Source organism: Flavobacterium maritimum (assembly GCF_040049085.1).
GTDB lineage: Bacteria > Bacteroidota > Bacteroidia > Flavobacteriales > Flavobacteriaceae > Flavobacterium > Flavobacterium maritimum.
The window spans coordinates 29,176-42,702 of sequence record NZ_JBDLZY010000007.1; the positions used below are offsets into that span (position 1 = coordinate 29,176).

At 34.9% G+C, this 13,527-nt stretch carries 5 protein-coding genes; 1 reads left to right on the forward strand and 4 read right to left on the reverse strand.

Annotated features, from left to right (window positions below):
* Nucleotides 1-6,375: a putative Ig domain-containing protein gene (locus tag ABEB23_RS15350; protein WP_348813500.1), complete on the reverse strand. Its 6,375-nt coding sequence runs from the start codon at nucleotides 6,373-6,375 to the stop codon at nucleotides 1-3.
* 809 nt (nucleotides 6,376-7,184) lie between these two features.
* On the opposite strand from ABEB23_RS15350, the gene uvrA reads away from it, so the two are divergent.
* On the forward strand, nucleotides 7,185-9,971 hold the full coding sequence (uvrA, locus tag ABEB23_RS15355; RefSeq protein WP_348813501.1) for an excinuclease ABC subunit UvrA: 2,787 nt from the start codon (nucleotides 7,185-7,187) through the stop codon (nucleotides 9,969-9,971).
* A gap of 4 nt (nucleotides 9,972-9,975) precedes the next feature.
* Here the strand turns inward: uvrA and ABEB23_RS15360 are convergent, their stop codons facing one another.
* The 3 genes from ABEB23_RS15360 to ABEB23_RS15370 all read right to left on the reverse strand — a co-directional run bounded on the left by ABEB23_RS15360 (nucleotide 9,976) and on the right by ABEB23_RS15370 (nucleotide 13,460).
* Nucleotides 9,976-10,272, reverse strand: a complete 297-nt coding sequence (locus ABEB23_RS15360) for a hypothetical protein (RefSeq protein ID WP_348813502.1) — start codon at nucleotides 10,270-10,272, stop codon at nucleotides 9,976-9,978.
* Nucleotides 10,273-10,655: 383 nt separating this feature from the next.
* Nucleotides 10,656-12,125: an oligosaccharide flippase family protein gene (locus tag ABEB23_RS15365; protein ID WP_348813504.1), complete on the reverse strand. Its 1,470-nt coding sequence runs from the start codon at nucleotides 12,123-12,125 to the stop codon at nucleotides 10,656-10,658.
* 48 nt (nucleotides 12,126-12,173) lie between these two features.
* The gene (locus ABEB23_RS15370; protein ID WP_348813505.1) at nucleotides 12,174-13,460 is read right to left on the reverse strand and encodes a glycosyltransferase family 4 protein; all 1,287 of its coding nucleotides are present in this window, start codon (nucleotides 13,458-13,460) and stop codon (nucleotides 12,174-12,176) included.
* Nucleotides 13,461-13,527 lie beyond the last annotated feature (67 nt).

Consider the following 13,527-nt stretch of genomic DNA (forward strand, 5'->3'; position numbering starts at 1 on the left):
TTATTTTTTTATGATTTTTAAATATGATGGAGTGTCTAAATACACTTTTGCAATATAAATTCCATCCCTTTGACCTTCAAGACTCAATTTTACAGTTCCATTTTCTAAAGGATATGATTTACTTGAAATAAACATAGAATTCAAAGAGTATAAATCTATAACAACCTCTTTTCTGTTGCTTGGAATTGCAATTTCAAAACTTCCTGAAGTTGGATTTGGGAATGCAGCCGAGGCATCTAATAAACCATCGATGTTTTTGGTATATGTACCCTCACAATTTTTGGCTGATACTACTTCTAAAAGACTATCCTTGTTCACATCTACTGTAAAAGTAGAAAAAGGAGTTTCAAATTGTTCTACTCCATCCAAATACACTTTGTAAGGAGCTGTACCTTCTGTCATAACAACCGTAAATTTATTATAAGAATGTTTGCTCGTTTGTCCAGTTGTAGTTGACCCCTTAGGGATTACGACTATAAAGCTTTGTGAAGTTGTTTCTCCTTTAACCGAAATTGAAATCGTGTATGTTCCTGGAGTTAAATTAAACACTCTCAAACTGTTAGTAGTAAACTCATAGCTTTTATTATTTATAACAGCAACATAAATATTCGTTTCTGAAGCAGCAATTCTAATTTCTCCATTGTTTTCACCCAAACACGTTTCACCAATTGTTTTAATGGTAAAATTATTTGACTTCAACTCACGGACAACATCTATACTTATTGTTGTATTGGCACTTCCAGAACTATTTGTACCAGTTACTGTATACATAGTCGCTTGACTCAATGCCGATGGAGTACCACTAATAACTGCAGTTGCAGTATTAAAACTTAGTCCGGTTGGTAAAGCTGGGCTTATGCTATACCCACTTGCTGGTACTAATCCTCCACTATTATTGATAGTCAATGGATAGATTGCTTTCCCTAGTAGATAGGTTTGGCTCGCTACACCATAACTTAATACAGGTTCCAAAGCCACTTCAACCATTTTAACATCATCAAAATAATATGTTTTTTCTGCACCAGTAGTACCAAATCCAAAGAAAATAGTAGCTTTATCATAATTGTAAGCTAAATTCAAAGCTGCAGTCCCCGACACCGGTTTTGCAAAATCAAACTCTACTGTTTCCCAGCCTTTTGCAGCAGTAACAGAACTTTCAGTTTCTACAGTATGGTTTTTATCAGCATGATCTTCTACTTTTAATCTTACTATTGTTCCAGCATCTGGAGACCAAATACGAACACTCATTTTGGTTACACTTGAAGAAAAAGGAATTTTATTTTTAAATCCTAAACCAGAAGCAGCAGTAATAGTTGTTCCAGCCCAAGTCTCTGATACAGCAGGTTTCAATATTTTGGCAACTTTATTTGTTACCAATGTTGGATCTGTTACAATTGTAGATCCTTCTGCACCACCAAATCCAATTAATGAATAATCCACAGTAGCATCATCAAAAGTAACTGGTAAATCCATTTGTGCTAACACAGTAGACGCATCTTTCCAGAAGTAAAAATTATCTAAGAATACATTCGATCCTTGTTCTTCAGAAGTTAACTTCATTTGAAACACTTTAGACAAATCAACACCCGGTATAATAGTTGAATTTAAATCCAGATCAAAACTATTCCATCCTATTGTTGTAGGAGTAAATTTGAGTGCTGCTTCTACACTTCCACCAGGCGTTTGTTGTACAAGAGCAAGACTAACTGATTTTGCATCATTAAACCATAAATCAATATGTACTTTATTCATATCCGATACATCAAAAACCTCTCCATCAGGAAGTGTTACCCCTTGATAAGTAAAGTCCTTTAACAATCGTGCATTATCGTCTGTAACAATGACTACATCCGAAACAACAGTCGATTGTCCCCAACATTGGCACCAGTTTCCTGCTTTGTAAACAGCATAAGCATCACTGAAAATAGATTTTACATCTGCAGCATTGCGTACAGGAGGTTTTGTAGCTGCAACAATAGGATTTTCTACTGGAGGAGCAACATAGTCAGGCTCAAATAGTTTTTTGGCCGAAAACTTAATATCGTCAAAATACAAAACTACATCAGAGTTTCTAACTGGATCTGTATCTGACCTAAAATCTGGAAAAACAACAAACTTGTTAATCATTGTTGCATCACCACTTTTAATAAATGGAGAAATATCAAAAGTCATTAACTCCCATTCATTAATTTTCGTATTATTCTTTTTGATTTCAAAAGTTGTACCGTTGTACTTCGTAGCCATTTTAATCCCCACTGGGCTAATAACTGACTTGTACACCATCATGGTTACCGTTGTAGATGTAGCATCTAGTTCCCATGTCCCTATACTTCCACCAGCAGTTTCACATCCAGCCCAACGCTGTCCTGTTGGTACTGCAGTAAATTTACCCACTTTGTCTGAAGTATTAATTCCTGTTTTTGAAGGATTGTTTACAAATTCAAATCCAGTTTGACCCGGATTTTCAAATGAATCCCAAGTTCCAATTACACTAGCTGTCTCAAAAGAAACCAAATAATTTGTAGAAGGCTCTACAGGAATCGAAGCTTGTTTAACATCATCAAATAAATAAGTAGAATTGGCACTTCCGTCTCCTACTGTTCCAAAATCAAATATAAAAACCATAAAATCGGCAACATTATTGGTAGCAACATTTGTAAAATCAAAAGTCAATTCTTCCCAAGTATTTGCAGCAGTAACCCCTGTGGATTCTTGTTCAAAATTCCCAGCAGTACCTTCAAATTTTAATAGAAGCTTTTTACCTGCAACTGGCGACCAAACTTTTACTTTAAACAATTTGTTTGTTGTAAAATCTACTGGCGCAGCCATTTTAATTTTGCTGCCAGCCCACATTGCTCCTGCCCCTTTCACCATTTTGGCTACATTGGCACTCGTATTGATACCATTAATTTGTGGGTTAGCAATTTTAGTACTTACACCACCATCAAAATCTACAAAAGTATAAGTAGCGGCTTCAAAATCTAACGGAAGAGTTGCTCCCGTTACCGCAACCGAACCAGCTGATTGTGTGATTTCGTCGAAAAGATACGTTGAATTGCCGCTTCCATCTCCTGCAGTTCCCAAATCAAAGATGAAAACCATATCAGAAGCCGTATTAGTTGTGCTCACATTCGTAAAATCAAACGTAAGTTCTTCCCAAGTATTGGCAACTGTTACTCCAACAGACTCTTTTTCAAAATTACCATCTGGACTTTCAAACTTTAATAATAGTTTTTTACCAGCAACTGGTGACCAAACTTTTACTTTGAATATTTTTTTAGCCGAAAAATCAACTGGAGAAGCCAACGTAAGTTTACTTCCTCCCCATGGTTGACCCGTTCCTTTTACCATTTTGGCAACTGTAGCAGTAGTATTGATACCCGTTTTATCTGGATTAGCAATTGTAGTAACTGCACCTCCGTCAAAATCTACAAAAGCAAACGTTCCTGATTCAAAATCTAATGGAAGCGTTGGTCCTGTTACCACTGGTGGCGTAGTTCCTGGTTGTGTAATTTCGTCAAAATAATAAGTTGAATTGACACTTCCGTCTCCTGCAGTTCCTAAATCAAATATGAAAACCATATTATCGTTTAAGTCGTTTACTCCTGCAACTCCTGTATAATCAAAAGTTAATTCTTCCCAAGTATTGGCAACTGTAGTAGCTACTTCTTTTTCGAATGCTGCTCCAGCTCCTTCAAACTTTAATAAAAGTTTTTTACCTACAACTGGCGACCAAACTTTCACTTTGATCATTTTTTTAGTCGAAAAATCAACTGGTGAAGCCATTTTTAATTTACTTCCAGCCCATTGTGCTCCTGCTCCTTTTACCATTTTGGCAACTGTAGCAGTAGTGTTGATACCCGTTTTATCTGGATTAGCAATTGTAGTAACTGCACCTCCGTCAAAATCTACAAAAGCAAACGTTCCTGTTTCAAAATCTAATGGAAGCGTTGGTCCTGTTACCACTGGTGGCGTAGTTCCTGGTTGTGTAATTTCGTCAAAATAATAAGTTGAATTGACACTTCCGTCTCCTACAGTTCCTAAATCAAATATGAAAACCATATTATCGTTTAAGTCGTTTACTCCTGCAACTCCTGTATAATCAAAAGTTAATTCTTCCCAAGTATTGGCAACTGTAGTAGCTACTTCTTTTTCGAATGCTGCTCCAGCTCCTTCAAACTTTAATAAAAGTTTTTTACCTACAACTGGTGACCAAACTTTTACTTTGATCATTTTTTTAGTCGAAAAATCAACTGGTGAAGCCATTTTTAATTTACTTCCAGCCCATTGTGCTCCTGCTCCTTTTACCATTTTGGCAACCGTAGCAGTAGTGTTGATACCCGTTTTATCTGGATTAGCAATTGTAGTAGCAACACCTCCATCAAAATCAACAAAAGCAAACGTTCCTGATTCAAAATCTAATGGAAGCGTTGGTCCTGTACCAACAACTGGTGGTGGAGTCACACCACTACAATTACTTCCTACCTCATATTTTATATATTTAGTTACAGTCTGTCCTCCAGCATAACCGAATTTACAAGCATAAGTGATTATATTTCCAGCTGTTTGTCCAGTAAGATTATAAGTGAATTTTTTAGTACCAGGAACATTGGTCATTGCAGTTTCTCCAAAAGGAGATTCTTTCCATAAGTAAGCAACCGTACCGTCTTTAGCATCCAATAATTCAAAAGTCACTAAAACATCAGTACCTGTAGTTACAAAACTCGTTTTGTATCCAATATCAAAAGTACCTTGCTGTGCCTCTGTTAAAACCGCATCACAAACCAATACTGGTGATGCAACCGAAGTTTTTGAAAATGTTAAATTATCAAAATAAGAAATATTATCAGTCGTTCTTACACGATAGTCTGGTGAAACCATCATAGTCACAATATCAGTAGATTCAAGTTTTCCTATTTGATTATAGAAATCAAAAGTCAATTCTTCCCATTCGTTAACTTTGGTGTTTGGAACTTTAATCTCTCCTAGAGATCCACCACCTGCTACAGCAAACTTAAGTGCAACATCACTAATAACAGTTTTATATACCATCATTTTTACGGTACTATTTGTAGGGTCAAGAGTAAACTTTCCAATACCATCAGATTGACATCCTGCCCAAGTAGCACCAGCCACTTTAGCAGTAAACTTACCAACCGTTGCTGAAGAATTAGGACCCGTAGCGCTTGGATTTGCCACTTTTTCGTAACCTACTGAAAGGTCTGTACCGTTTTCAAAATTGGTAAAAGCCCAAGTAGATCCTTGTTCTCCAGTTTCGAAAGTAACAGGAGCATTTGGTCCTGTTGGAGTAGGAGGAGTAACAGAACCTGACTTATAAAAATACATATTATCAAGATAAACTGTACTGTTTTGATTAGGAGATACAAACTTAAATTGAAAAACGTTATTCAAAGCAATGTTTGTGTAATCAGACAAGTTAATATCAAAACTGTTCCAACCTGACAATGTAGGTGTTAACGTTACTTTTTGCTCGGTAGGCCCTGGATTAATCAAATAAACATCTAATGCTGTACAATCTGCTGTCCAAACATCAAGATGCAATTTGGTCATAGCCGAAGCATCAATAGCCGCAGCAGGTACAACTCCTTGGTAATTAAGATTCAATAATTTTTTTACAGCATCACCTGAAACAGAAACCTCTTCAGAAATAGTAGATTGTCCCCAATTAGGCGTCCAGCTTGTCCCTGCAATATCACTATAAGCATTACTAAAAACTGATTTCACATCTACAGCGCTCCTTGCAGGAGGTGCTTGTGCAGCAGCAGTTGGACCAGTACCCGGCGGTATCGTTGTCGTTTTCGCAGAAAATGTAATATTATCAAAATAACAAACATTTTCAGTGCTTCTTGCTTGGAAATCCGGAAAGATTATCATTTGATCAATAATTCCAGTTGCTCCTTTACCAATAGAACCAGACATATCAAATGTTAATTCTTCCCACTCATTTATCTTGGTATTTGCCACTTTTACTTCTGGCTGCGCTTCACCATTTGCTTCTGCGAATTTTAATCCCACATCGCTTATGACCGATTTATAGACCATTACTTTCACGATGCAATTGCTAAGACTAAAAGTAAAAGCTCCTATACCGTTAGCACCTGAAGCGTGTGCGGTTTCGCATCCTGCCCATGGCTGTCCCGCAACAACTGCGGTATATTTACCTACGGTAGCAGAGGTATTAATTCCTGTAACAAACGGATTTGCTGCTTTTTCATATCCAATTCCGGTAGAATTTTCAAAACTGGAAAAAGTCCAGCTAGATCCATACCCTCCCGATTCGAAGGTTATAGGCGAATTTTGTGAAAATCCAAATGCACAAAACATTAAGAAAATCAACAAGGTAAATTTTTTCATATGGTTTAGTTTTTAAGTTTCTCAAATTTAGGTCTGAAATGAAAAACCCTTCCAAAAAGCTGGTATGTAAAAACTATACCAACTTATAAAAAATGTGATAAAGGGAAAAACACCATATAATCAAACGATTAAAGCGATTATAAAGCACCTATTTAGAAAGATCTTAAAATGAAGTATTTAGTAAATAATTGACAAATGTTGTGGTAATATATAGGTAATTACGAAAACGTTGTATTACCAATTATGTACAATTACACCATAATTAAAACAGTAAAAGCAATAAATCCAACATTAAACTATAGAATCGAAAAAAACATATAATAGTTTACAATTTATTTTTAATAAGAATTAGATAATAAATCATGCTTACTACAAGAATTTCAAAACATAAGCTATAGATGAATTTTGTTCGTCGTCTGCTACATGACATCAGGATTACATAATTTGTATAGAATCTCACCAATATAACATAGAGCACCACTTTTTTTAGCTTTTTTTAGCCAAATAAAAAATGGGAGAGCAAAACCCGACTTGAATACCAATAAAATTAAATATTTCATAAAACTTTGTCTCTCAAAGAGGCTTTCTCGCAAACAAAATGGTTTTAAATAAAGCGTTAAACGTAAAATCAAATGCAGTGAAAATCTAGAAATAAGAAGTGAATAATACTATTTTAATATTAATAAAAACAGTACGGTGTTCAACGTAAAAATCACATAACAAAATCATTCTAAAAACCAATAATTGCATTCCATTCTTTAGCCATTCCCATAGTAAAATTAATTACTTTTGTGAAAATTAATTATCGTATGCAAGTTGACATTTCCAAGCTAGATCCTAAGAAAAACATCATTATTAAGGGTGCACAAGTACACAACTTAAAAAATGTGGATGTTGCTATCCCAAGAAATAGACTTGTGGTTATCACAGGCCTTTCGGGTTCCGGAAAATCAAGTCTGGCTTTCGATACTTTATATGCCGAAGGGCAACGACGTTACGTCGAAAGTCTATCCTCTTATGCCCGACAATTTCTTGGAAGACTGGATAAACCAAAAGTAGAATACATCAAAGGTATTGCTCCCGCGATTGCGATTGAACAAAAAGTAAACACTACCAATGCCCGTTCTACAGTAGGGACTTCAACTGAAATTTACGATTATATAAAATTATTATATGCCCGAATCGGAAGAACATTTTCACCAATTTCCGGGCAAGAAGTTAAAAAGAATACGGTTACTGATGTTGTCAACGATGTAAAAAGTTTTAAAACAGACAGCAAATGGCTGCTCCTTGCTCCTATTCATCTGGAAGAAGGCAGAAAACTGGAAGACAAATTAAAAGTTCTTTTACAACAAGGTTTCGCCAGAATTTTAGTTGGTAAGGAAATGGTCCGTTTAGACGAAACTGATCAACATTCTTTAGAGAATAAAGACATCAAACTAATTATTGACCGAATTGTAGTCAAAGAAGAAGACGAATTTTACAATCGACTTGCCGATGCAGTACAAACTGCTTTCTTTGAAGGAAAAGGAATTTGCTACCTACAGGAATTGAATTCGGATACAACATATTCTTATTCCAATAATTTTGAATTGGATGGTATTACTTTTTTAGAACCAAATGTCCATTTATTTAGTTTCAACAATCCTTATGGTGCTTGTCCCGTTTGTGAAGGCTATGGAAATATCATCGGAATTGATGCCGAACTGGTTGTCCCTAACACCACTTTATCTGTTTTTGAAAACGCTATCTTTCCTTGGCGTGGCGAAAGCATGAGCTGGTATCGTGACGAATTGGTCAACAATGCCTACAAATTTGATTTCCCAATCCACAAACCTTTCTATCAATTAACAGATGAACAAAAAGAATTGATTTGGAAAGGAAATAAATATTTTCAGGGATTAAATGATTTTTTCAAAGAATTAGAAGAAAAGAATTATAAAATCCAAAACCGAGTGATGCTTTCCCGTTACAGAGGAAAAACCAAATGCCATTCCTGTAAAGGCAAACGCTTACGGGTAGAAGCCTCATACGTCAAAATTAATTCTAAAACCGTTTCAGATTTAGTTGATTTACCAATCAAACATTTGGTAGAATTTTTCAAAAACATCGATTTAGACATATATGAAAAACAAATCGCCAAACGATTATTGATTGAAATCAACAACCGATTATCCTTTTTGACAGAAGTGGGATTGGATTATCTTACTTTAAACCGAAATTCATCAACCCTTTCAGGAGGTGAATCGCAACGTATCAATTTAGCAACCTCATTAGGAAGCAGTTTAGTGGGATCAATGTATATTCTGGACGAGCCCAGTATTGGTCTACACCCAAAAGACACCGAACGTTTGATAAAAGTATTGCTGTCACTAAGAGATTTGGGTAATACTGTTATTGTAGTAGAGCACGATGAGGATATTATGAAAGCTGCTGATATGATTATCGATATCGGTCCGGAAGCGGGAACATTTGGAGGTAATCTGGTAGCTCAGGGGACATTTGAAGAAATCTTAAAATCGACTTCATTAACAGCAAGATATCTGAATGGCGATTTAGAAATTTCAGTTCCAAAAAAACGTAGACCTTTCAAGAATTTTATCGAAATAAAAGGAGCCCGAGAAAACAATCTCCAAAATATAGATGTTGTTTTTCCATTGGATGTATTAACAGTAATCACTGGTGTTTCGGGAAGTGGAAAAAGTACGCTTGTCAAGAAAATTTTATTTCCTGCTATGCAGAAAAAGCTGGAAAACGTTGGAGAAAAAGCGGGTCAATTTAACGAGCTTACAGGCTCTTTCTCGCAGATAAAGCATATTGAGTACGTTGACCAAAACCCTATTGGCAGAAGCTCCCGTTCGAATCCGGTAACCTACATCAAGGCTTATGATGATATTCGGGAATTGTATGCCAAAGAAAAACTATCAAAAATAAGAGGCTATCAGGCCAAACATTTTTCTTTTAATGTAGATGGAGGGAGATGCGAGACCTGTAAAGGCGAAGGATCTATAAATGTCGAAATGGTTTTCATGGCGGATGTGCAATTGCCTTGCGAAACCTGTAATGGAAAACGATTTAAAAAAGAAGTTCTCGAAATCACGTTTGACAACAAAAACATAAACGATATCCTTACCATGACCATTGATGATGCTATTGTATTTTTTGCAAACAATAAACAGCATAAGGTTACCCAAAAATTACAGCCGCTACAAGATGTTGGATTGGGTTATGTTCAATTAGGACAATCTTCTTCAACCTTATCTGGCGGAGAAGCGCAACGTATTAAATTAGCTTCTTTTTTAGTAAAAGGAGCCACAAAAGAAAAAGCGCTCTTTGTATTTGACGAGCCTACCACAGGTTTACATTTTCACGATATCAACAAATTACTGACTTCATTCGATGCCTTGATCGAAAAAGGGCATTCGATAATAGTAATTGAACACAACCTTGATCTTATAAAATGTGCTGATTGGATTATTGACCTTGGTCCGGAAGGCGGAGAAAATGGAGGTCAATTATTAGCGAAAGGAACACCAGAAGAAATTGTAAAAATAAAACAGTCAATCACTGGAAAATATTTAAGGGATAAACTATAAAAATTTATCCTGCATAGCAATTTTCTTGAAAAACGTTACCGTCCTCGTCTAAAGCCACTAATATTTTTTTTGATTTAGAAACGTAACTTAAGTAAATCCAAGCAACCGACCAAAGTCCGAGGGTAATGCAACAAATTAAAAAATTAAAACTGTGATCGACTTCTTTTCCTTCTTTTGATAAAATAGCAAAAGGCAATTTATCATTCCTTTCAACAAGAACAAAACCACTATGAAGTTTATTGGCAATTGAATTTGAGAAATTTTGAAAATTCTCATCATTTATTAATTGGCTTCCTTTCATAATCACTAAAATTTAGATTTTTTGGGGGGCTTAGATTTTTAAAATACTATTTATAAATCCGTTTACAAAAATATACTATAAGAAACATTAACCCTATACCCACTTTTAGTGATTTTTCATCATAAATAATACTTAATTCTTATTCAAAAAGCCCTCAAATATATCCAAATTAATTCTCAGAAGTCACAAATATTCATAAACTACTGAATAATTGCATATTACCAAAAAAACCGATTCTAAAAACCAACTATTCTTTATTTTTAATATTAAAAACAGGTACTTCATAATCCTTACCTAAATAATTTTCTGGAATAGTGGTTCTATCTCAGTCACGGATTACTTTATAATGTAGAGACATGATTTTAATTCGAAAAAAAACTTTGTTACAATTTAATCTTCAGCTTTTTAAGTACAGTATCTAAAGCTTGGTTAATTTCGGGAGAAATAACAAATTTATAATTGATATATACATACAAAATAGTAATCACAACCGACTTTACTCCCATAGCAATAATGGGATGAAAAGGAAATTCCCAAAAATAAAACAACAGAAACAAAACCAAAGTAATCCCCAAAGAATACAGCGTTTGATTTGTAAAAGGATACAAATGCATTCGTTTCACTACAAAAAGCAATTTTGCAATACTATATAAAGTTATCGATAGTAATGTGGCAAATGCAGAACCTATAATCCCATAAATTGGAATGAAAATCATGTTTAAAACTACGGTCAAAAACACCAACATTAACCCCAGGAACAAAACCATTCTGTAATATTTGGAGTTAAATATAATGGCATTATTATTTCCTAAAATCAGATCGAAATACTTAGAAAGTCCAATCATAAAAACGACCATAATTCCGCCAGCATATTCTTTTGGAACCAATTCATACAACTGATTTATATTCACAAAAATACATAACATCACATAACCACCCACCATCTGAAGATTGATAGAGGTCTTTTTATACAAATCATTTAATTCATCGTGCTTATTTTCATGCATCAATTTAGCAGTAATGGGATACACAATTTGGTGCATCGCACGACTCGGAACAGAAATCACCAAAGCAATATAAGTTGCCACCGAATAGTAGGCAATATTTTCAATTTTCATGTATTGATTCAAAATCATTTTATCCCCGTCTAACAATAAATTAGCCACGCTACCAGATAAAATAATATAAAAAGAATACTCCATTATACTTTTTACATTGTCCGGAATATTAAACTGAAAATTGGGTTTCTTTATATAAAATGCATACCCCATAGTAACCACAAAAGCTAAAAAATAAATCCCAGCCGTAACGTACACAAACTGTACTACTGTCAACAATTTATAATATACCGCTATCAAAGCAAATAGGCTAAACAATCGCAAGAGCACTTCTTTGATGAAATTCCCAAAAACAGAATGCATGTGAACTCTCGCCCAGGCATAGAAAATTTCAAAATAAGCCATACACAATCCTATGAAAGGTATCAACCAGATAAACTCCTTTACAACCGGATTTTCTTTAGATAAAAAGACTCTAATATCGTCATAAAAAAACAACGAAATCAACAGTAACGGGATACATAGCAGTAATGGAAACAAAACCGTAAAGGATAAAAACTGAGAACGTTCCTGTTCGGATTCGTATTGTGAATAGTATTTCACTAAGGTATTTTGCATACCGATAGCAAACAAAGGCATGATTACATTAGCGGAAGAAACAATATAATTGGTCAGGGCATAATATGTAGCACCTAAAAAAACAGGGTATAAATAAATGGTATTGATTGCTCCAATTCCAAAACCAAAATAGGTTATTATTGTATTCTTTAAAGATTGATTTAATACTATTCCCATTTTAGGACTTTGAATTTTAAGGTTTAAGGTTGCAAGAACTCAGACTATCTATTGGATCAATTGAGCCAACTCTTTGGTTAGATTTTTTCTGGAATAATGCTGCAAACCTACTCCATTTGATTGTAATTTCCCTTCCAAAAACTGATTATAAAAGTCCAAAATTACACTTTTTAGTTTCATTTTCTCCGAATATTCAAAGAATACGCCCGTATTGGTAGTCGTTATAATTTCTGCAAAATCAGAATCTTTAGGTCCAATAGCAATAATCGGTCTCCCGGAAACCATATATTCAAATAATTTTCCTGGAATTATACTTTTGGTATCTTCTGAATTGATTTCGATAAGCAGCAAAACCTGCGATTTTCTTTGATGTGCGATCGCTTCCTTATGGGATACATAGCCCAAATTATTCAAGTGCGGATTCAACCCAAACTGCGAGATGGTTTCCAGTACTTCCTGACTCACTGCTCCTATCAACTTTATCTCTAAATTTGATCCGAAGTTAGGAACCTCATTGATCAATTCTACCAGACTTTCCCATAGAATCAAAGGATTTCTTTCAGAAAGAAAAGAACCAATATGTGCCAAACTGAATTTTGTATCCAAAGTCTGTTTCTCTACATTTTCAGTATCATAACCATTGGTTATAACAGCAATAGGTTTCTTTGTAATTGCTTGAAATTCTGTTTTGGTAGTTTTACTGGTTACGATAATCGTATCGGCAGTATTCAAAACCTGATGCTCTAATGCTTTGTGTTTCTTAGCTGCATAATCAGACAGTCGCAATGATTTATGATATCCAATGGTTGTCCATGGATCACGAAAATCAGCGAACCATTTTACATTTAATTTTTCTTTTAATTCTAATCCAATCAGGTGCAAACTATGCGGTGGTCCCGAAGTAACAATGGTATCAATATTATGTTCCCGAATGTATTTCTCCAAATAAGCAACCGAAGGTTTTACCCAGAACACACGTGCATCCGGAATAAAAAGATTACCCCGAATCCAAAGAAAGGTTTTATCTAAAAAAGATTGTTTTTTTTGATTCGGAATAATTCCTGAACTGATCTTTTTTGTTTTATTTTTCGAAAGAAACGAAGCCAATTGGTAGGGTTCAAAAATCTTTTGCTTCAATATAATAGCACTTTCTGAAACATCTTTAACCAATTTTTCATCAACGATTGGATAAGTCGGGTTCTCCGGAATATAAACAATCGGCTGAATACCAAAATCAGGTAAATATTTGACAAATTTCAGCCACCGTTGTACGCCCGGTCCTCCTGCCGGCGGCCAATAATAGGTTATTATTAAAAGTTTCTTTTGTTCTGCCAATTTTTTATTTTTATGTAAAGACGCACTGCAGTACATCTCTACTGCAGTGCGTCTCTAACGTGCGTCT